24 protein-coding genes are annotated in these 17,951 nt (G+C 65.2%); 11 read left to right on the top strand and 13 right to left on the bottom strand.

Annotation, left to right across the window (positions count from 1 at the left end; genetic code table 11):
• Positions 1-125: 125 nt before the first annotated feature.
• A complete protein-coding gene (locus TSA1_RS24340; protein WP_100178547.1) occupies positions 126-524 on the bottom strand; it encodes a hypothetical protein in 399 nt (132 codons plus the stop codon).
• A gap of 33 nt (positions 525-557) precedes the next feature.
• Positions 558-788 carry a hypothetical protein gene (locus tag TSA1_RS24335; RefSeq protein WP_174719057.1) on the bottom strand — a complete coding sequence of 77 codons (231 nt, stop codon included), beginning with the start codon at positions 786-788 and terminating at the stop codon, positions 558-560.
• Positions 789-889: 101 nt separating this feature from the next.
• Here TSA1_RS24335 and TSA1_RS24330 point away from each other — a divergent pair, with 101 nt between their 5' ends.
• Together TSA1_RS24330 and TSA1_RS24325 are read left to right on the top strand one after the other, a co-directional pair.
• Complete coding sequence (locus TSA1_RS24330) at positions 890-1,711, top strand: helix-turn-helix domain-containing protein (RefSeq protein WP_100178545.1); 822 nt, start codon at positions 890-892, stop codon at positions 1,709-1,711.
• Positions 1,712-1,782: 71 nt separating this feature from the next.
• Positions 1,783-2,448, top strand: a complete 666-nt coding sequence (locus TSA1_RS24325; RefSeq protein WP_100178544.1) for a DsbA family oxidoreductase — start codon at positions 1,783-1,785, stop codon at positions 2,446-2,448.
• A gap of 6 nt (positions 2,449-2,454) precedes the next feature.
• On the opposite strand, the gene TSA1_RS24320 is transcribed toward TSA1_RS24325, so the two are convergent.
• The 5 genes from TSA1_RS24320 to TSA1_RS24300 form a co-directional block, all read right to left on the bottom strand.
• On the bottom strand, positions 2,455-3,618 hold the full coding sequence (locus tag TSA1_RS24320; protein ID WP_100178543.1) for a GNAT family N-acetyltransferase: 1,164 nt from the start codon (positions 3,616-3,618) through the stop codon (positions 2,455-2,457).
• A 150-nt stretch (positions 3,619-3,768) separates the two neighbouring features.
• Positions 3,769-5,208: a cytochrome c oxidase accessory protein CcoG gene (gene ccoG, locus TSA1_RS24315; RefSeq protein ID WP_100178542.1), complete on the bottom strand. Its 1,440-nt coding sequence runs from the start codon at positions 5,206-5,208 to the stop codon at positions 3,769-3,771.
• Between the two features lie 38 nt (positions 5,209-5,246).
• Positions 5,247-5,450, bottom strand: coding sequence for a YgaP family membrane protein (locus TSA1_RS24310; protein WP_097658086.1), 204 nt, complete (start codon positions 5,448-5,450; stop codon positions 5,247-5,249).
• Between the two features lie 13 nt (positions 5,451-5,463).
• Complete coding sequence (gene trxC, locus TSA1_RS24305; RefSeq protein WP_100178541.1) at positions 5,464-5,907, bottom strand: thioredoxin TrxC; 444 nt, start codon at positions 5,905-5,907, stop codon at positions 5,464-5,466.
• The gene (locus tag TSA1_RS24300; RefSeq protein ID WP_100178540.1) at positions 5,904-7,190 is read right to left on the bottom strand and encodes an NAD(P)/FAD-dependent oxidoreductase; all 1,287 of its coding nucleotides are present in this window, start codon (positions 7,188-7,190) and stop codon (positions 5,904-5,906) included. Before TSA1_RS24300 ends, trxC begins: the two co-directional genes overlap by 4 nt.
• A 115-nt stretch (positions 7,191-7,305) precedes the next feature.
• Here TSA1_RS24300 and TSA1_RS24295 point away from each other — a divergent pair, with 115 nt between their 5' ends.
• From TSA1_RS24295 to TSA1_RS24280, 4 genes are all read left to right on the top strand, one after another.
• Positions 7,306-7,605, top strand: coding sequence for an ArsR/SmtB family transcription factor (locus TSA1_RS24295; protein ID WP_245448402.1), 300 nt, complete (start codon positions 7,306-7,308; stop codon positions 7,603-7,605).
• A gap of 115 nt (positions 7,606-7,720) precedes the next feature.
• Entirely contained in the window at positions 7,721-8,731 is a 1,011-nt protein-coding gene (locus TSA1_RS24290) for an efflux RND transporter periplasmic adaptor subunit (protein ID WP_100178538.1), read from the top strand.
• Positions 8,728-11,952: an efflux RND transporter permease subunit gene (locus tag TSA1_RS24285; protein WP_100178537.1), complete on the top strand. Its 3,225-nt coding sequence runs from the start codon at positions 8,728-8,730 to the stop codon at positions 11,950-11,952. Before TSA1_RS24290 ends, TSA1_RS24285 begins: the two co-directional genes overlap by 4 nt.
• A 10-nt stretch (positions 11,953-11,962) precedes the next feature.
• Positions 11,963-12,319 (top strand): carboxymuconolactone decarboxylase family protein, encoded by a 357-nt coding sequence (locus tag TSA1_RS24280; protein ID WP_100178536.1) that lies wholly within the window; start codon positions 11,963-11,965, stop codon positions 12,317-12,319.
• A gap of 77 nt (positions 12,320-12,396) precedes the next feature.
• Here TSA1_RS24280 and TSA1_RS24275 read toward each other — a convergent pair whose 3' ends face one another.
• Positions 12,397-12,732: a hypothetical protein gene (locus tag TSA1_RS24275; RefSeq protein ID WP_100178535.1), complete on the bottom strand. Its 336-nt coding sequence runs from the start codon at positions 12,730-12,732 to the stop codon at positions 12,397-12,399.
• Positions 12,733-12,836: 104 nt separating this feature from the next.
• Complete coding sequence (locus tag TSA1_RS24270) at positions 12,837-13,241, bottom strand: hypothetical protein (RefSeq protein ID WP_100178534.1); 405 nt, start codon at positions 13,239-13,241, stop codon at positions 12,837-12,839.
• Between the two features lie 163 nt (positions 13,242-13,404).
• On the opposite strand from TSA1_RS24270, the gene TSA1_RS24265 reads away from it, so the two are divergent.
• The gene (locus TSA1_RS24265) at positions 13,405-13,629 is read left to right on the top strand and encodes a hypothetical protein (protein WP_100178533.1); all 225 of its coding nucleotides are present in this window, start codon (positions 13,405-13,407) and stop codon (positions 13,627-13,629) included.
• Positions 13,630-13,851: 222 nt separating this feature from the next.
• On the opposite strand, the gene TSA1_RS24260 is transcribed toward TSA1_RS24265, so the two are convergent.
• Positions 13,852-14,094: a PilZ domain-containing protein gene (locus TSA1_RS24260; RefSeq protein ID WP_174719056.1), complete on the bottom strand. Its 243-nt coding sequence runs from the start codon at positions 14,092-14,094 to the stop codon at positions 13,852-13,854.
• 181 nt (positions 14,095-14,275) lie between these two features.
• Here TSA1_RS24260 and TSA1_RS24255 point away from each other — a divergent pair, with 181 nt between their 5' ends.
• Positions 14,276-14,569, top strand: a complete 294-nt coding sequence (locus TSA1_RS24255) for an HdeA family protein (RefSeq protein WP_174719055.1) — start codon at positions 14,276-14,278, stop codon at positions 14,567-14,569.
• 114 nt (positions 14,570-14,683) lie between these two features.
• Here the strand turns inward: TSA1_RS24255 and TSA1_RS24250 are convergent, their stop codons facing one another.
• Positions 14,684-15,148, bottom strand: coding sequence for a PaaI family thioesterase (locus tag TSA1_RS24250; protein ID WP_100178530.1), 465 nt, complete (start codon positions 15,146-15,148; stop codon positions 14,684-14,686).
• Between the two features lie 364 nt (positions 15,149-15,512).
• On the opposite strand from TSA1_RS24250, the gene TSA1_RS24240 reads away from it, so the two are divergent.
• Both TSA1_RS24240 and TSA1_RS24235 read left to right on the top strand, forming a co-directional pair.
• Positions 15,513-15,803 (top strand): hypothetical protein, encoded by a 291-nt coding sequence (locus TSA1_RS24240; protein WP_100181309.1) that lies wholly within the window; start codon positions 15,513-15,515, stop codon positions 15,801-15,803.
• Between the two features lie 109 nt (positions 15,804-15,912).
• The gene (locus TSA1_RS24235; protein WP_100178529.1) at positions 15,913-16,167 is read left to right on the top strand and encodes a hypothetical protein; all 255 of its coding nucleotides are present in this window, start codon (positions 15,913-15,915) and stop codon (positions 16,165-16,167) included.
• A 1-nt stretch (position 16,168) separates the two neighbouring features.
• Here TSA1_RS24235 and TSA1_RS24230 read toward each other — a convergent pair whose 3' ends face one another.
• Together TSA1_RS24230 and TSA1_RS24225 are read right to left on the bottom strand one after the other, a co-directional pair.
• Positions 16,169-16,402 carry a DUF6894 family protein gene (locus tag TSA1_RS24230; protein ID WP_100178528.1) on the bottom strand — a complete coding sequence of 78 codons (234 nt, stop codon included), beginning with the start codon at positions 16,400-16,402 and terminating at the stop codon, positions 16,169-16,171.
• A gap of 150 nt (positions 16,403-16,552) precedes the next feature.
• Complete coding sequence (locus TSA1_RS24225; protein ID WP_100178527.1) at positions 16,553-16,747, bottom strand: hypothetical protein; 195 nt, start codon at positions 16,745-16,747, stop codon at positions 16,553-16,555.
• Positions 16,748-16,971: 224 nt separating this feature from the next.
• Here TSA1_RS24225 and TSA1_RS24220 point away from each other — a divergent pair, with 224 nt between their 5' ends.
• A complete protein-coding gene (locus tag TSA1_RS24220; protein ID WP_100178526.1) occupies positions 16,972-17,229 on the top strand; it encodes a DUF2798 domain-containing protein in 258 nt (85 codons plus the stop codon).
• Positions 17,230-17,951: the final 722 nt, after the last annotated feature.

The following is a 17,951-nucleotide window of genomic DNA, read 5'->3' as shown; positions in this document are numbered from 1 at the left end:
TGCTGACCATCCTCAACGCTATGCTGCGCGACCGAAAAATCTATAAGGTCGCACCGTCAACATAACAGTTGCCGGCTCTGCGCAGCAGCGCAAGAGCGCTGCAGCGCGTCCGGGACACGAGATCGTCACGCTGTGACGACACTCCCGCTCTTCCGCAATCCCACATATTGCAGCTCCGCAAACACGCCGGTGGCGATCGCCTGGGCGACGACCATGAGCTCGCCGGCGATGTTCGGCGACACCGCGCCGGAGAACAGCAGCGCGATGCTTCCGACCGTCCAGGCCGCATTGCCGACCACGACCAGCAGCACCAGCGCCTTCGACACCGAGGCGCGCGAGGCGAGCCAGCCGACCAGGGCGGTGTAGGCGATCAGGAACAGGCCGGTTTCGCGCAGCAACGCTTCCGGCAGGTTGAAGAGCGATGCGAAAGCGCTCGCACCGAAGGCGAAGCCGAGGGCGGCAACGCCGCTGAAGACGGCATCGGCGAGCAGGGCGCGGCGGAGGAAGGCGGATGCGTCGATCATCGTAAGTCTCCTTGGTTGGGCTGGGGGTGGGATTCAATGCCGTCCGCGCCACCATGCGCGCAGGACACGGGCAAGGCGGAACGGGCAGAGGCTCCTGCCGATGCCGTGCTCGAAGGCGATGACCTGCGCGACCACGTAATCGCCGGTCGAATGCACCAGCGGCTCGGGCATGTTGAGGCTGCGCGCCAGCATGCGGGTCGCGAGCGTCATGGCCCAGGGAACAAGGTGGTCGGCGACGGTCCGGTAGAGCAGCAGCGCGATCATGGTCATCTCCTGTTGCAACCGAAGATGCGCCGGCCCGCGGGCCAATTCGATTACCTCGCGGGTAATGGAAGGGCCGAAATCTGCGTGATAGGTTTCCGGGCATGAACGCACATGCATCCACGGCACGGTCCGAACGCAGCCAGCCGGTCCATATCGGCGACCATTTGCGCGAATGGCGGCAGCGCCGCCGCATGAGTCAGCTCGATCTCGCGGGCGAGGCCGAGATTTCGGCGCGGCACTTAAGTTTCGTCGAGACCGGCCGCGCCGCTCCGTCGCGCGACATGGTGCTCAGGCTCGCCGAACGTCTCGACGTGCCCTTGCGCGAACGCAACGTGCTGCTGGTTGCGGCCGGCTACGCGCCGGCGTTCCAGCAGCGTCCGCTGGAGGATCCCGCCTTGAAATCAGCCCGCCAGGCAATCGACCTCGTGCTGAAGGCGCATGAGCCCAATCCCGCGCTCGCGGTGGACCGGCACTGGAACCTGGTCTCGGCCAACCGCATGGTGGCGCCACTGCTCGACGGCATTCCGCAGCATCTGCTCGGCCAGCCCTTCAACGTGCTCAGGCTCGCTTTCCATCCGGAGGCGCTGGCGCCGCGCACGGTCAATCTCGCCGAATGGTGCGGGCATCTCTTGGAGCGGCTGCACCGGCAATGCGAGGCGACCGCCGATCCCGAGCTGATCAAGCTCTATGGCGATCTCAAGAGCTATCCGATTCCGGCGCGCGCGGGGCCGCTGTCGAGCGACAACGTCGCGATCCCCTTCAAGCTGCGCCACGGGGGCGATATCCTGAGTTTCTTCTCCACCACCATGGTGTTCGGCACGCCCGTGGACATCACCTTGTCGGAGCTGGCGCTGGAAACCTTCTTCCCGGCCGACGAGCGCACCGCCGAGCGGCTCAGGCAGATGGCAGCAGCCATGACTTAGCGCCCTTGCCTCGGAGCGGGTTCGGCTTATCTTCCGACGAACCCTTGACCTGCCCGAAGGAGGCGCCTGACATGAGCACGCTGAAACCGCTCCAGATCGACGTCGTCTCCGACGTGGTGTGCCCCTGGTGCTATATCGGCAAACACCGGATCGAGAGCGCGCTGGCGCTGGTGCCTGATGTCCCCGTCAAGCTCAATTTCCGCCCCTTCTTCCTCAATCCCTGGGTGCCGCGCGAGGGCATCAGCCGCGAGGCCTATCTCACCCAGAAGTTCGGCTCGGTCGAGGCCTATAAGGGCATTGCCGGGCGCGTCGTTGCGGCCGCGAGCGAGGAGGGGCTCGTCTACAAGCCGGAGCTTGTGGCGCGCCAGCCCAACACCACCGACTGCCATCGCCTGATCCTGTGGGCGGATACGATCGGCAAGGCGCCCGAGATGAAGCAGCGCCTGATGGAGCTGTATTTCCGTGACGGCGGCGATCTCACCGACGTGAACGTGCTGGTGCAGGCCGCCGCCGATGTCGGCCTCGATGCCGACGACGTGCGCAAGCGCCTTGCCACCGACGAAGACGTCGCGCGCGTTTCGGCCGACGCTCAGGAAGCCGCCGAGAAGGGCATCTCCGGCGTTCCGACCTATGTGTTCGCGCAGAAATATGCCGTCTCCGGCGCGCAGGATCCGAACCTGCTCGCCCGCGCCATCCGCCAGGTCTCGGCGGAGATCAACGCTGAGGCAGCGGAGTAATTTCGCCTATTTGCGAAGCCGGCGAACCAGGCGCCGCGCGGCCTCGTGCGCGGTGTTGAGGCCGAGCAGCGCTCCGTGAATTAGTGCGACGATTGGATCGTGCCGCCGCAGCGGGATCAGCACGTCGCCGACAGCAAAGCGTCCGCGCCAGATCGGGTTGATCATGGGATGGTCGGCGCCCGCGGTGGAATCCGCGCTGGCGATGGCGGGATCGGCGCAGAGATGGCGGGTGAGCTCGAGCGTGAGCTGCACGCCCGGCGAATATTTCGCAAAGCGCTCGTCGATGCCGAGCTTGAAGAAGAAGGCGCGATCCTGATGGCGCAGCACGATGCCGGCGGCGACCGCCGTCGTCCCGGCGCGCAGCGTGATGATCTCGCACTGCGCGGTCTCCGCCAGCGCCGGCACGGCGCGGCGGATGAAGGTCGCATCGCCATCATGCTGGACCAGGGCGGTGCCGCGCTTGCCTTTCCAGCCGCTCGCTTCGAGCTGCAGGAAGGTCTCGATCGCGGGCCCGATCTCATCTGGCCGGCGCGCGACGTCGAACGTCACAGGGCCGTGCGCTTCGAGCCGGTGGCGCTGACGGCGCAGCTCCTTGAGTTTCTTGGTGCCAAGCGCCTCGCGCAGCAGCGTTTCGGCATCCTGCGTGGCATCGAGGCTGGCGCGCATGTAGGAGGACAGCACGCGCGGCTTCAGGCGGTCGCGGCTCAGGGCCTGCCCGAGCGCAGTCATCGCCGCGCCGTCGAGCGCGACGTCGTTCAGCACGAGCGCATGCGCGCCGACCTCGCGGGCCTGCTGCAACAGCCGCGTGGCCGCCTCGATCGGGGCGTCGCGGTCGATCAGCGGACTGCACAGCGTGCCATAGGGATGCGCGCTCACCAGCGCGGGCAGGGGAATCTTTAAGGAGCGCCACAGCGAGATCACGGGCATCAGCCCGATCAGTCGCGACGAAGTTCCGTCGCATGCGGGCAGTGCCGAGGCTGAGGTGCGGCCGCGTGCGGTGGCGCTGACGGCGAGCTCCCAGGCGGGCAAATAATATCCGTTCGGCTCGATTGCGCGCTGCGCCAGTGCGCGCCACTGGCCGGGGTCGATCGCCGTGAGCGGGACGCGCGCGACTATGGCATCCCTCGCGGATGCCGGATGAAGCGCTGCCTGCTGCGCGATGTCGACCACGTCCCCTCGTCCCGTTCACGCGGGCGAATGCCGCGTCACGTGGCCATGCTTAGCGCAAAGATTGGAAAATACCGTTGGGACGCGGCTCCAATTCGAACGGTAATGTTAACGTCTCGTTGAGCATCCGGCGCCGGATGCTCAACGCAGACCCTATTTGTCGCCGGGCAGGAAGTGATCACGGGCGCTCGCCCGTCCGCCGCCGGCGGTATCGGTGATCGTGACCTCGAGATCGCGCGAGGTCTTCGGCAGATCGGCAGGCCCGACCTGTACCGACAGCCTGACCTCGCGGGTCTGGTCCTGACCGACCTCGACGACGGGCTTGGCACCGGAAGCGGCTTCGATGCCCGCAAGGCGGATGCTCGCGCCGGGCAGTCCGGAGACCTCGATCGCAAACGATCGCTGGGCACCCTTGTTGAGGATGCGTACGGTGTAATCGTTGCGCACCCCGCCGTCCGAGAGCTGGACGAACAGCGGATTGCGCTCGTGCAGCACGTTGACGTCCATCGTCGCGCGCGTGGCCAACGTGTACAGCATGACGCTGCCGACGATGGCAATGGCTCCGGCATAGACCAGCGTGCGCGCGCGGATGATGCGATAGATCGGCGGCTTGCCCTCCCGCCGGCGCTGCATGTTGATGTCGGTGTCGTAGCCGATCAGGCCCTTGGGCCGGCCGATCTCCTGCATGACGTTGTCGCAGGCGTCGATGCACAGGCCGCATTGGATGCAGCCGAGCTGGATGCCGTGGCGGATGTCGACGCCGGTCGGGCAGACGTTGATGCACTGGTGGCAGTCGACGCAATCGCCTGCGACATCGCCGTGCGCGCGGGCGGCCTCCGCCTTCTTCACCGACATGCGCGGCTCGCCGCGGTCGCGGCGATAGGTGACGTTGAGCGCCCATTCGTCGGTCAGGGCCGCCTGGATGCGCGGCCACGGGCACATGTAGATGCACATCTGCTCGCGGGCGTGGCCGGCGAAGACGTAGGTCGTCGCGGTCAGGATGCCGATCCAGAGATAGGCGATGAATGGGGCCTGGAAGGTGGCGAGCTCCTTCACCAGCGTCGGTGCGTCGTCGAAATAGAGCACCCAGGCACCGCCGGTCCACCAGGCGATCATGATCCAGAGGAAATGCTTCAGCGCGACCTTCCGGATGTGGTCGAACGTCCAGTAGCGCTTGTCGCCCTGCATGCGCTCGCGGCGGTCGCCCTCGACCCAGCGCTCCACGGCGTAGAACAAATCGGTCCACACCGTCTGCGGGCACAAATAGCCGCACCACAGCCGTCCTGCGACGGCGTTCATCAGGAACAGAATCATGGCGGCGAGGATGAGCAGGCCGGTGAAGTAGTAGACCTCCTGCGGCCACAGCTCGATGAAGAAGAAATAGAAGCGGCGGTGCGGCAGGTCGATCAGCACGGCCTGGTCGGGGAGGCCGGGTCCGCGATTCCAGCGCACGAACGGCAGGAGATAATAGACCCCGAGCGTGACGCAGAGGATCGTCCATTTGATGCGGCGGAACGGCCCGTGGACCGACTGCGGATAAACCTTCCTACGCTTCTCGTAGAGAGGTCCCTCAATGAAGGTGTCGTCGGTCATGGCAAATTCCCCCGCATCCCAGGCTGCATTCGGCGCGTTCAGGAGAACGCGCAGCCGCTGCTCAAGCCGAGCTTCCTGAACACGATCGCCGCCGGGCAGAAGCCCGTGAACGAGGCCTGCAACATGTTCAGTCCGGCGAAGGCCGTCAGCAGGTACCAATACGCATTGACATAGGTGCCCAGTGCGAGACCGAGCAGGACGACACATCCCGCAAAGGCGAGGACGGCTTTATCGACATTCATGGCAGGCTCCTTTTTAAGTACGGGTCAGGTTGGCTTCGGTCCAGGCGACGATGCTACGCGCATCCATCGCGCCGGATTGGCGGGCGATTTCGCGGCCGCCGCGCATCAGCAGCAGCGTCGGAATGCCGCTGATGTGAAGGCGCGACGACAAGGCGGGTGCGTTGTCCGAATTCAGCTTCAACAGCCGCACGCCGGGCTCGAGCTGCTGCGCCGCGCGCTCGAACATCGGGGCCATGGCGCGACAGGGTCCGCACCATGGCGCCCAGACGTCGACCAGCACGGGAATGTCGCTGCTCGCGACATGGCGATCGAAGCCCGTCTCGTCCACCTCGATCGGCCGGCCGGTGAACATCGGCTGATGACAGGCGCCGCAGCGCGCATCTTGCGGTGCGCGCTCGGCCGGCAGGCGGTTGATGCGCCCGCAATGTCCGCAGACGATCTGGCGTGTCGTGCTCATGTGCCGGTTCGGACCTCCTTGAGCTTGGCGATGTTCAGCTTGTCGAGAACGAAGCGCTCGTAGAACGGCTCGCTCTCGCCGCGCCGCATCTTGCGCAGGAAGTATTTCTCGAAGGCGACCTTGGCGAGGTGCACCCATTCGCCCTTGGAGGACCAGTTGACGTTGCGCGGCGGAATCTGCGGCTGCGCGAGGAAGGCGACGCCGGAATCGCCGAAATCGGCGAGGCAGATCGCGTTCCAGGTCGGCTGCGCCGTCGGCGCCTTGCCGCGGAGCAGGGCGCCGATGTTCATCGCGGTCGCCGTCACCATGGATTCGATCATGAAGCCGGTCTTGGGGACGCCCACCGGCACCGGTGTCGCGCCGACCGGCGCGATCGCGACGCAGACGCCAACCGCAAATATGTTGGGGAAGGCGGGATTCTGCTGATGCTTGTCGACGATGACGAAGCCGCGCGGATTGGTCAGCTTCTCGATACCACGCACCGCCTCGACGCCGCGGAAGGCGGGCAGCATCATCGAATAGACGAATGGCAGCTCATGGGCCTTGCGGGACGTGCCGTTGTCTGAAAGCTCCTCCACCGTCATCAAGCCGGGTGCGACATTGTCGACGCGGGCGTTGGTGATCCACTTGATATGTTTCTCCCGCATCTCGCTTTCGAGGAGACCCTTGGTGTCTCCGACGCCGTCGAGACCGAGATGGCCGATATAGGGCTCCGAGGTGACGAACGTCATCGGCACCCGGTCGCGCAGCTTCCGCCGGCGCAGCTCGGTCTCCAGGATGAACAGGAACTCGTAGGCCGGACCGAAGCAGGAGGCGCCCTGAACGGCACCGATCACGACCGGGCCGGGATTGGCCGCGAGCGTCTCGAAGGCGTCGCGGGCATGGGCGGCGTGATCGACATGGCAGATCGACTGCGTATGGCCCTGCGGCCCGAGGCCCGGGATTTCGTCGAAGGCAAGTTCGGGACCGGTCGCGACGACCAGATAATCATAGTCGATCGACGTGCCGTCGCCGAGCTCGACACGGTTCTCCTCGGGGTGGACGCGCTTTGCGCCCTGCGTCAGCAGTCGCACGCCCTTGCGTTTCATGATGTCCGCGAGATCGATCTCGATCTCTTCGCGCTTGCGCCAGCCGATTGCCACCCATGGGTTCGAAGGCACGAAATGATAGACCGCGCCTTGCGAGATGACGCTGAGGCGGTCCTCTTTTCTCAACTGGGGCAGCAATTCATAGGCCATCAGTGTTCCGCTCAGACCGGCTCCGACTACGACAACTTCCGCCATGGGTATCCTCCGTTGGATCAGGCCGCTTCGCCGGTTCAGTCCGGCCGTCGTGCAGCGCTTGACTATATATTCGTAATTGCGTATATACGCAAGTATGAAAATAAATAGCGAAATCATGGAGCGGGCGGCGGATCGGGCGAGCGAGCTGCTCAAGGCGCTCTCGAACCGCCACCGTCTTCTCATCATCTGCCAGTTGATCGACGGCGAGCGATCGGTCGGCGAATTGGCCGAGTTTCTGAGTCTGCGCGACTCCACAGTCTCCCAGCATCTTGCGCTCCTTCGCAAGGACGGCCTGGTCGCCGCCAGGCGCGATGCGCAGACGATCTTCTATTCGATCGCCAGCGAGCCGGCGCGCGAGATCCTGAAGACGCTTTACCAGGTGTTCTGCGCGCCGAAGTCCGCAAGGACGAGGTGAAGCCTAGGCAAAGGCGGGCGGGCCCGCCTTGCGCGAGATCAACGCGCCTTCGCCCGATGTCGATGAAATGAGAGGAGCACCGCGGCGCGGTGTGATGAACCCTATGACGACACGGATGTGTCCCTTGCAATATCTGGCGCGCCTCGGACTTTTGGCTGCGTGGGCGGCGATCGGAGTACCGGCGGGATCCGCTGCCGCCGCGGCTACGCTCACCGTTGCGCAGCAGCAAGTCAGCGACGAGAAGGCGGTCTTTGCGACCGTCGAGAGCATCAGCGTCGTCCCCGCGCGCGGCCGCATCGGCGGCACCGTCGTCCAGCTCAAGGTGCGCGAAGGGGATCGCGTCACCGCGGGTCAGGTCATCGCGGCGATCGGCGATGAGAAGCTCGTCCTCCAGATGAAATCGCTCGACGCGCAGATCGAGGCGCTCCAGGCCCAGGCGAACCAGGCGCAGATCGATTTCACCCGAACGGAAGGGCTGGTCGAGCGCGGCATCCTGCCGCGCATCAAGCTGGACGAGCAGCGCACCGCGTTGAACGTCGCCGACAACAACCTGCGCGCCAAGGTCGCCGAGCGGGCCGTGACCAGTGAGCAGCTCAATCAGGGTCAGGTGCTCGCGCCGGCGGATGGCCGTGTGCTGAAACGGCTGATCACCGTGGGTTCCGTCGTGCTTGCCGGCGATCCGATCGTCACGATCGCCCAGCAGAACTTCAAGCTGCGGCTGCGCGTTCCGGAGCGGCACGCCCGTGCCTTGAAGGCCGGCGACAAGGTCCGCGTCGATGGCGCGGAGCTGGCGGGAGAGGCCTCGAAATGGGGCGTCGTCGACCTCGTCTATCCCCAGATCGAGGAGGGGCGCGTCATCGCGGATGCGACCGTCGAGGGGCTCGGCGAGTATTTCGTCGGCGATCGCTTGCGGGTCTGGATTGCCGGCGGCGCGCGGCCGGCTTTCGTCATTCCGTCCAGCTATGTGACGACCCGGTTCGGTATCGACTACGTCCAGCTCCGGAAGGGCGACGAGACGATCGACGTGCCGGTGCAGCGCGGCCGCGACATGCCGACGCCTTCGCTTCCCGACGGGCTCGAAATCCTGTCGGGCATCCGGACCGGTGACCAATTGGTGCGGCCGTGAATCTAGGCCTGTCAGGACGGTTGACCCGATCGACCATCGCCTCTCCGCTGACGCCGCTGTTCCTGATCGGGGCGCTCGTCGTGGGGCTGATCGCCGTCGTGGTGATTCCGCGCGAGGAGGAGCCGCAGATCAGCGTCCCCATGGTGGACATCCGCGTCAACGCCGACGGCTTGCGCGGGCCGGACGCGGTGGAGCTGGTGAGCAAGCCGCTGGAATCGATCGTCAAGGGCATCGACGGCGTCGAGCACGTCTATAGCCAGACCGAGGACGACCGCGTGATGGTGACCGCGCGCTTCCTGGTCGGCACCAAGTTCGAGGATGCCATTCTCAGGGTGCACGAGAAAATCCGCGCCAATCTCGACCGCATTCCCGTCGGCATTCCCGAGCCGCTGATCGTCGGCCGGGGCATCAACGACGTCGCGGTGACTGTGTTGACGCTGTCGCCGAAGCCGGAGGCCGCCAGCCGCTGGACCGACAAGGACATCTACGAGCTCGCCGACAAGCTACGCGCGGAGCTGATGAAGGTCGACGACATCGGCCTGACCTACATTTCCGGCGGTGCGGCGCAACAGATCCGGGTCGAGCCCGATCCGGAGAAGCTGTCGCTGTTCGGGATCACGCTGCAGCAACTCGTCGCCAAGGTGAAGGATGCCAACCGGTCGTTCCTCGCCGGGCAGGTCCGGGACGCCGGCATCGTGCGGAACGTCACCGCGGGGCAAACGCTGTCAGGCATCCCCGACATCGGATTGCTGCTGATCACGAGCCGCGACGGCCGGCCGGTCTACGTCAAGGACGTTGCTTCCGTCGTCGTCGGCCCGAGCACCGTCGAGCATCGCGTCTGGACGGATTCGCGCGCCGCCGGCGGGCAATGGGCGCGGACGCCTGCCGTGAGCCTGGCGCTGGCCAAGCGTGCCGGCGCTAATGCGGTCGTCGTGTCCGAGAACATCGCAAAGCGCCTCGAAGGCTTGAAGTCGCGCCTGATCCCGGAGGATATCCAGGTGACGGTGACGCGCGACTACGGCGAGACCGCCAACGAGAAAGCCAACGAGCTCTTGTTCCACCTCGGCCTCGCGACCGTCTCGATCGTCATCCTGATCGCGATCGCGATCGGCTGGCGCGAGGCGCTGGTGACCTTCGTCGTGATTCCCACGACGATCCTGCTCACGATGTTCGCCGCCAATCTGATGGGCTACACCATCAACCGCGTCAGCCTGTTCGCGCTGATCTTCTCCATCGGCATTCTCGTCGACGACGCCATCGTCGTGGTCGAGAACATCGCGCGGCACTGGGGCATGCGCGACGGCCGGCCGCGCCTGCAGGCGACCATCGAGGCAGTGGCGGAGGTCGGCAACCCCACCATCGTGGCGACGCTGACCGTGGTCGCCGCGCTGCTGCCGATGCTGTTCGTGTCGGGCCTGATGGGGCCCTATATGGCGCCGATCCCGGCCAACGCGTCGGCGGCCATGCTGTTCTCGTTCTTCGTCGCCATGGTGGTCGCGCCCTGGCTGATGCTCAAGCTCGCGCCGAAGGGCGAGCTGGCTTCCGCGCATGCGGCGCACGACGAAGGCCGGCTCGGCAGGCTCTACCGCCGTTTTGCCGCGCCGATCGTGCGGAGCAAGCGGTCGGCCTGGATCTTCCTGCTCGGTGTCGGCATCGCGACGCTGCTGTCGATGACGCTGTTTGCGACCAAGTCGGTCACGGTCAAGCTGCTGCCGTTCGACAACAAGTCCGAGATCGCCGTGGTCGTCGACCTGCCGGAAGGGGCCAGCCTGGAGGCGACCGAGCGTACGCTGTTCGGCGCGGCCGAGATCGCGCGGCAGCTGCCGGAGGTCACTTCGCTGCAATCCTATGCCGGCACGCCGGCGCCGTTCAATTTCAACGGCCTGGTGCGGCACTATTATTTGCGGGAGAGGCCCGAGCTCGGCGAAGTTCAGGTCAATCTGGCTGCGCGCGGCGAGCGCAAGCGGGCGAGCCACGAGATCGCGCTCGAGCTGCGCGAGAAGCTGAAGGCGCTCGATCCGCCCGCAGGCACCAGCATCAAGGTGGTCGAGGTGCCGCCCGGACCGCCGGTGCTTTCGACGCTGCTCGCCGAAGTCTACGGTCCCGATGCAGCCACACGCCGTGCCGTCACCGCCGAGCTCAAGAAGGTCTTCGCGGAAGTGCCGTTCATCGTCGACGTCGACGATTCCATCGGCGAGAAGCGGCCGCGGCTGCGGCTCTCGATCGACCAGGACCGGCTCGAATTCTTCGGCGTCGAGCAGCGCGACGTCTATGACACCATCCAGGCGCTGTTCGGCGGCACCTCGGTCGGCTATTCGCATCGCGGCGAGGACCGCAACCCGATCGAGATCGCGGTGCATCTCGGCAAGCGCGATCTGGTCTGGGACGAGGCGCTGGCCTCGACGCCGGTGCCGGCCAACACCTTGCCCGGCAGCAAGACGGTGGTCGAACTCGGCCAGGTCGTGAAGGCGACGATGGAGCAGGGCTCGCCGACGATCTTCCGCCGCGACGGCCGCTTCGCCGACATGGTGATGGCCGAACTCGCCGGACGGTTCGAGGCGCCGCTTTACGGCATGCTCGCGGTTGCCGACCGCGTGGAGACCCATGACTGGGGCAAGCTGCCGAAGCCCGCGATCAGCCTGCACGGCCAGCCGTCGGACGAGTCGCGGCCCACGCTGCTGTGGGACGGCGAATGGGAGATCACCTGGGTGACCTTCCGCGACATGGGCGCAGCTTTCGGCGCAGCCATCCTCGGCATCTACGTGCTGGTCGTCGCCCAGTTCAGGAGCTTCCGTTTGCCGCTCGTGATCCTGACGCCGATCCCGCTCACGCTGATCGGCATCCTGATCGGGCACTGGCTGCTGGGCGCGCCGTTCACTGCGACCTCGATGATCGGCTTCATCGCGCTCGCCGGCATCATCGTGCGCAATTCGATCCTGCTGGTCGATTTCATCCGGCACAGCGGCGCTGACGGCAAGTCGCTTCGCGAGGTGGTGCTGGAAGCCGGCGCGGTCCGCTTCAAGCCGATCCTGCTCACCGCACTCGCGGCAATGATCGGGGCTGCGACCATCCTGCTCGATCCGATCTTTCAGGGATTGGCGATCTCGCTCCTGTTCGGGCTTGCCTCGTCAACGCTGCTCACCGTGCTGGTGATCCCCGCGATCTACATCGCCTTGCGCGCACCGCGCGAGGCGGCTCCGACCACAGCCAAATCCAGCTAGCGAGGATCCGATGGACAAGAACTACGTCGACATCACCAGGAACATCTCGGCCAATCTGAAAAAGCTGAGAAACGACATTCCCGACACGATGAAGGGATTTTCCGCACTGGCCCAGGCCGCCACCCGCGACGGCGCGCTGGACAAGAAGACCAAGGAGCTGATGGCGCTGGCGCTCGGCGTCGCCGCGCATTGCGACGGCTGCATCGGCTTTCACGCCGAGGCGCTCGTCAAGCTCGGCGCGACGCGCGAAGAGATCGAGGAGACGCTCGGCATGGCCGTCTACATGGGCGGCGGGCCGTCGCTGATGTACGCCGCCGATGCAATCGCGGCGTACGAGCAGTTTCAGCAGCAAGCCGCTTCCGCCTGAGCGCCGCAGTCGGCTGCCTGACGCGAAAAGGACCGGGCGACGATCGTCGTCCGGTCCTTTTGCCTCAGCTTACGGTCTTACCAGCGGTCGTCGCCGACACCCACGCCGACGCTGACGCCGGGCGCACGAATGCCGACGCCGGCGCGCGGCCCGTCATCCCAGTCGCGACGATACGTCCGCCGCTCATAGTAGCGTTCGCGCGGCATGGAGTTGTAGGAATCGCGCACGATCACGCGCGCGCCGCCCCGGGTGCGATAGCAATTGCCGGCATCGTCGCAGACCAGCCGCACCTGCTGGACAAGGTCAGGGCTCGTGAATTCGCTGGTCGAATAGACGTCCGCGGCCTTGGCGCCGGTCGCGGTAGCCAGCGCGCCGACACCTGCCAACAGCGCAATCGTAAATGTTTTCATCATGTCCTCCTCCGAAACTGCCCTCGGCGGTAACAAGAAGGGGAGGCGGTGATCGTTCCGGACAAAATGCCTGTTTTTCCCGGGAACCCACGTCTTTGCGCCGGTTTCTAGATCGGCTCGTAGGCTTCCGTCCCGCAGATGTCGTCGGCTTCAGCGCGCCGGCGGTCGACCACTTTTCCGCCCTTGATGGTCACGATGTAGGTCTGGGCGCCGAGCGGGCTGCCGGTCGCGGAGGTGAGCTGGGCACGGACGCAAGCCGTCCAGCCCGGTCCTCGCACCTCACGATGAGGCGGGGCCACGTGCACCTCGCGCGGATAGGAGGTCGTGAGGAAGACCACATCGATCTGCTCGCGCACCAGGCGCTTGACGTCGGGAGGTGCCTCGGGCGGCGGCTGCTCGGCCTCCTTCATGCGCATGAACTCGGGCACCGGCGCGCGGCTGTCGGCAACGCCGCAGGCGCCGAGCGCGAGCGCGGCGGCGAGCGGCGCCGCATGAGCAATGATCCGCAACATTCCTGAGGGTCCCCTGCGGGCCAACAGATAGACACGAATGCGATCCGGCGAAGTCCCGGCCAATCAAGTTTTGCTGAAGTCTCGGCTTGGGCCGAGAACCCGCGGCATTTGCTATTCCGCCATTGCAGGCTAGTTTCTACCCCAGAGGAAGGGGATTGCGCCAATGAGGTTTCTGGTCATCGCGGCCGCCGTGCTGGCACTGGCGGCTGCCTCCGCACAGGCCCAGGGCCGGCGGCAGCCCTCCGACGCAGCCAAGCCGGCGGACAACATGCCCAAGGTCGACGAGAAAGCCTACAAGGCCGCGCTCGATCGCATTCCCGAGCCCAAGGACAAGTACGATCCCTGGGGCGGGGCCCGTCCGAGCGAACCCGCCAAGAAGTCGAAATAGAGTCGGGCCTTCGGATCGCACGCCGGTGCGCTCGCGGTGGACGGGCTCGGCATCGCGACTCAGTTGCGCTCCGCCAATCGTTGCGTCAGCCACACTTACGGGATCGACCACGAGGCGCCCGCGAGCGGCGCGCGAGCCTTGCGATGACGTCGCAACTCGCCGCATCACACGATCATCATCGTGATGTGGATGCGATGCGAACGCTCGTTCACATCGCGCGCGCTATTGCACAAAGGCGAGGCCGACGCGCTTGTCACGGCGCCAAACTGTGCGACAATTCCGTACGAAATCGTCGCACGAGATCGAGAGCGTGAACGATTGCGGCAACATGACGGGAGCATCGAGGTCGATCGCCGCGCCGCCAACCGACATGTTTCGCACGGTGCAGGGGATGCCGCCGTTTTCGAAGGTGATCGTTCCACCCTTGAAAACACGGTGACGCTGCGCTGTACGCTTCTCGATCATCGGCGTCGATCCATCATGATGATCTTGGAGTAGTGCATAGAAATTACGTTGAAATAAACTCAATACTGGCGCTACTTCGATGGCGTTTCAGACTTCGTTTACGACGTTCGCGCGGAGAGCCTCTCCGCCGACTTTCACGAAAAGCCTTCTTTTATGGCGCTGTGCGCCGATGGAGATTCTGATGAAGACCACGCTTTCGCTTCTGCTCGCCGCAGCGTTCTCGCTGTCGTCGATGCCGGCCCACGCGGTCAAGTGGGACCTTTCGACCATGACCTGCAAGCAGTTCCTCGACAGCGGCGAAGACAACATCGCGGTCGTGCTGACCTGGATGGACGGCTGGTACAAGGGCGACGAGGACAACGCGATCATCGACACCGAGGTGTTCATCGACAACGCCAAGAAATTCGGTGCCTATTGCGGAAAGAATCCGACCGTCAGCGTCGTCACCGCGGCCGACGAAATTCTCGGCAAGTAGCGCTCGCGAAGTTCGATGACCTCGGCGCGATCGGAACGCGCTTCGGTCTTGCGCTTCGACGACACCGTTGGAGAGCCGCGATGCGCCTTGCGCGCACGCGGCTCTCTTCTTTGATCAGCCCGGCAACATCGCGAAAGCGCTCGAGACCATCGCCACCGGCTTGTTGTCGCCAGCCGAGAGCAGCGTGACGCGGCCAAAGCTCATGGTGCGCCCGAGCCGCACCACGCGCGCATCCGCCAGCACGTCCATTGAGGACACCGCGCGCATGAAATGCGTGGTCTGGTCGACCGTGGTCATGGGGCGATAGCCGCGATTGGCGGCCAGGATGGCGATCACCATCGCGGTGTCGGCAAGCGCCATCAGGGCCTGTCCGCAGACCACGCCGCCGTTCCGGCAGAGCCGCTCCGAAAACGGCATGCGCAGCAGCGCGCCCGGCTGCCAGTCCGGCGCATCCGCCGGCTGCGCGTGCTCGATGCGCTCGACGGCGAGGTTGAGGTCCTGGACCCAGGGTGCAAAAACCTCGCCCAGGATGCGTCTGGCGTCGGACAGGCCGAATTCGGCGTCTGGCTGCATCTGCATTGCTGTCGCACTCTCCCCTATTGCCGGATGTTTCGCCCCATTGTGCGCGCATCGGCGCGGCAAAGTCACCCGGTCTCGCGGCGGTCCGGTCGGCTTGAAAATGCCCGACTTGGGCCGATATGATGGCCTGGTTGGGTAGGGGTGGATGATGTTGCGCCGGTGTGTCCTCTTTTTCTGCATGGCCGCGCTCGGCCTCGCGCTGAGCGGGTGCACCAAATGCGGCCCGATCTGGGACGACTGGCTGCATGGGCCCAAATCGTGCAGGTCGGATCGGCTCTAGCGGGCCTCCAGCGGCCCCGGGGGCGGCGACACGGATGACGAGGCGCGGGCGATCCGAGCCTCATGGATGATCAAGGAGTGGACGATGAAGCTTTTCCGTTTGGCCGCGGTGCTGGCCGTGGTGGCGGGACCTGCCTATGGGCAAATGCCCCAGCTCAATTTGCTGCAGGATGCCCCGAGCAAGACCCCCGAGGAGAAGGCCGCGGAAGCCGAGCGTGACAAGGCCTACAAGGAAACGCTGAAGAAGATTCCGGACACCAAGGCGTCCAACGATCCCTGGGGCGGCATGCGCGCCGATCCGCCGAAGCAGCCGGCACCGAAGGCATCGGCCGCGACCAGCGCGCCGAAGAAGAAGAGCGGCACGGCCGCCAACTGACCGCCGCTCGATTCCGGCAGGCCGACAGCGCCTTCCGGACGGGACTCCTCTTCCCTAGGCCGGCGCCCTACATCTGGCTGAGCGTGAGTTGCGCAGGGGAGGGCAGGCCATGGCCGATCGTCCGCGGGATCTTGCCGAGCGGATGGCGCGCCGGCGCAAGCTGGCCGGCAAGCCCGGCCAAACGGTCGGCGACGGCTATCTGCGCGAGACCTTCACATTGCCGCGCGCGGCAGCACGGGAGAGGGCGCAGGCTTTCTTCGCCCGCTACCCCAAGGCCGGCTATATGAGCGCGGTCGAGACCTGGCGCGAATTGCCCGGCGGCGACATCGAATTCACCATGCGGCGGCTGCCCAGCGCGGATTAGTCTAGTCGAGGGTTTCGGCGACGATACGGATCCGGAACACCGGCTCCTTGGCCTCGTCAAGCAGCTCCATCTGCCATTCGGAATTCTCCTGGAGCTTGCGGGCAATGCCGGCGGTCATGTCGGCACAGACGCTGGTCATCTCTTTCCAGGCCGAATCGCGATTTGCAAACTCCGTCGCCTGATCGGCGCAGCCGGAGTAACGGCCATTCCGGATTCGAAAGAAATAGAGCGGCATGGCTGGCACCGATCGCGCCCGTGATGGCCTCGCCCCCCAAGGCCATGGGCGCGCGCACTCCAATCCCAAACCGGCGCCAGATCAATTCCGGGCGGCTACGGATCATGCCGCCGCGGGGTTAGTCGCGGCGCAAGGTGCCGTGCGACAGTCCTAACCGGCGGGTTCAGCCCGTCCGGATCGCTTCAGCTCCCGGTCGATGCGCAGCTGCACGCGCCGGATCGCCAGCAGGTCAATCTTCGTCTCGGTCTTGCCGGACTTCAGCTGCTCGCCGATCCGGAACTGCCATTGCCAGATTCCGGGAATCGCCGTCTTGGCGACGGTGAACTCGATGCCCCTGTGATTCATGGCGACCTCCCACGATTCACGTCCTTGAGTGTTAACATGTTGGTCGTCATAATATTCCGAAAGACAAGCAAAATCCGTAGACCCCTCAGGTGCCCGTGGTTCTCCGACCATGAACAGAGTTCCTGAGCCGCGTCCGCAGGGCTGGTTCCCGCCGGGGAGATGTCCTGACCGCGGCGGCATGTGCCTTGCTTGGTGTCGTGACGGCAACCAGACATGGGCTCCACATGCTCGGCATTTCCCGCCGCTACAGTCATTTCGTCTTCGGCATCATCCAGTCCGGATTGACCTCGCTGATCGCCGCGGGGATCGCCAGCTTTCCCGCGGGCAGCACGACGAGCTTCGTCAGGCACTGGATGGTCTCGTGGCTGATCGCCTGGATCGCGATGCTGCCGGTGGTGCTGCTGGCGGCGCCCGCGATCCGTGCCTTCGCGCTGCGTCTGACGCAGGAGGACAGGGATTCGCCCGCCGGCGAGAAGGCATGAAAAAACCCCGCCTGGGGAGAGCCAAGCGGGGTCAGGAGTTATTGGAGGCTGAGGTGCTGGGCTGCAACACCATAGCCGCTTTACCCTAGCGGGCTCCGCTTACGGCAGCCTGACAGGTGGCGGATTTCCTCCCGAGGCCGCAGACAGGCCCTGCACCCGTCCAAATTTCGACATCCGTTCGCACAACTGCCGACACACAGGTCGGCAAGATTCCACGTCGTTCGGCGCAGCCATGGGGGAACGTGGCACGCCGGCAACGGGGTGGCATCATGGACAACGTTGAGCGGTCATTCGCCGCCGCGACAGCGGCTGGCTTCGTCGTGCTGGTGATCGGACTCGTGCTGCTGGCGCTGCTGTAGGAGAGACCCGCGGAATGGCCGCCGTCCCCTGCGGGATGAGGGCACACGGGCGTGCCGCATCCTCAAAAATTGCAAAACAACCCCATGCACAGTAGGCAGCATGGAAATTTCGTCGGCTTCTCAGTGCCTTAGGTGGTAGTATTTAGATACTTCCATCGCGCCCGGCCCGCTTTGTCGGGCCTTTGCCAGTCCCGGTGGCTTCTAGAGCGTTTTCGAGCGAAGTGGACACCGGTTCGCGTGAAGAAAACGCGTCAAAACAAGAATCTAGAGCTTCGGTTCTGATTCAATCAGAACCGAAAATGCTCTAGCAGTCTGCTGAAAAACTATCGTTTTTGTCGGAGTTTCGTGATTCACTGATTTGCA

The organism is Bradyrhizobium nitroreducens, from assembly GCF_002776695.1.
GTDB lineage: Bacteria > Pseudomonadota > Alphaproteobacteria > Rhizobiales > Xanthobacteraceae > Bradyrhizobium > Bradyrhizobium nitroreducens.
Note: the sequence above shows the minus strand (reverse complement) of the source record. Positions and strands in the feature narration are given on the sequence as shown.

Coding starts and splice junctions, on each gene's coding strand:
- TSA1_RS24275 (WP_100178535.1), bottom strand. CDS start 12,732: ATGATGAAAACATTTACGATTGCGCTGTTGGCAGGTGTCGGCGCGCTG.
- TSA1_RS24270 (WP_100178534.1), bottom strand. CDS start 13,241: ATGTTGCGGATCATTGCTCATGCGGCGCCGCTCGCCGCCGCGCTCGCG.
- TSA1_RS24265 (WP_100178533.1), top strand. CDS start 13,405: ATGAGGTTTCTGGTCATCGCGGCCGCCGTGCTGGCACTGGCGGCTGCC.
- TSA1_RS24295 (WP_245448402.1), top strand. CDS start 7,306: ATGGAGCGGGCGGCGGATCGGGCGAGCGAGCTGCTCAAGGCGCTCTCG.
- TSA1_RS24325 (WP_100178544.1), top strand. CDS start 1,783: ATGAGCACGCTGAAACCGCTCCAGATCGACGTCGTCTCCGACGTGGTG.
- TSA1_RS24290 (WP_100178538.1), top strand. CDS start 7,721: ATGTGTCCCTTGCAATATCTGGCGCGCCTCGGACTTTTGGCTGCGTGG.
- TSA1_RS24300 (WP_100178540.1), bottom strand. CDS start 7,190: ATGGCGGAAGTTGTCGTAGTCGGAGCCGGTCTGAGCGGAACACTGATG.
- TSA1_RS24280 (WP_100178536.1), top strand. CDS start 11,963: ATGGACAAGAACTACGTCGACATCACCAGGAACATCTCGGCCAATCTG.
- TSA1_RS24255 (WP_174719055.1), top strand. CDS start 14,276: ATGAAGACCACGCTTTCGCTTCTGCTCGCCGCAGCGTTCTCGCTGTCG.
- TSA1_RS24340 (WP_100178547.1), bottom strand. CDS start 524: ATGATCGACGCATCCGCCTTCCTCCGCCGCGCCCTGCTCGCCGATGCC.
- TSA1_RS24230 (WP_100178528.1), bottom strand. CDS start 16,402: ATGCCGCTCTATTTCTTTCGAATCCGGAATGGCCGTTACTCCGGCTGC.
- TSA1_RS24225 (WP_100178527.1), bottom strand. CDS start 16,747: ATGAATCACAGGGGCATCGAGTTCACCGTCGCCAAGACGGCGATTCCC.
- TSA1_RS24310 (WP_097658086.1), bottom strand. CDS start 5,450: ATGAATGTCGATAAAGCCGTCCTCGCCTTTGCGGGATGTGTCGTCCTG.
- TSA1_RS24250 (WP_100178530.1), bottom strand. CDS start 15,148: ATGCAGATGCAGCCAGACGCCGAATTCGGCCTGTCCGACGCCAGACGC.
- TSA1_RS24220 (WP_100178526.1), top strand. CDS start 16,972: ATGCTCGGCATTTCCCGCCGCTACAGTCATTTCGTCTTCGGCATCATC.
- TSA1_RS24235 (WP_100178529.1), top strand. CDS start 15,913: ATGGCCGATCGTCCGCGGGATCTTGCCGAGCGGATGGCGCGCCGGCGC.
- ccoG (WP_100178542.1), bottom strand. CDS start 5,208: ATGACCGACGACACCTTCATTGAGGGACCTCTCTACGAGAAGCGTAGG.
- TSA1_RS24240 (WP_100181309.1), top strand. CDS start 15,513: ATGAAGCTTTTCCGTTTGGCCGCGGTGCTGGCCGTGGTGGCGGGACCT.
- TSA1_RS24335 (WP_174719057.1), bottom strand. CDS start 788: ATGATCGCGCTGCTGCTCTACCGGACCGTCGCCGACCACCTTGTTCCC.
- TSA1_RS24330 (WP_100178545.1), top strand. CDS start 890: ATGAACGCACATGCATCCACGGCACGGTCCGAACGCAGCCAGCCGGTC.
- trxC (WP_100178541.1), bottom strand. CDS start 5,907: ATGAGCACGACACGCCAGATCGTCTGCGGACATTGCGGGCGCATCAAC.
- TSA1_RS24260 (WP_174719056.1), bottom strand. CDS start 14,094: ATGATCGAGAAGCGTACAGCGCAGCGTCACCGTGTTTTCAAGGGTGGA.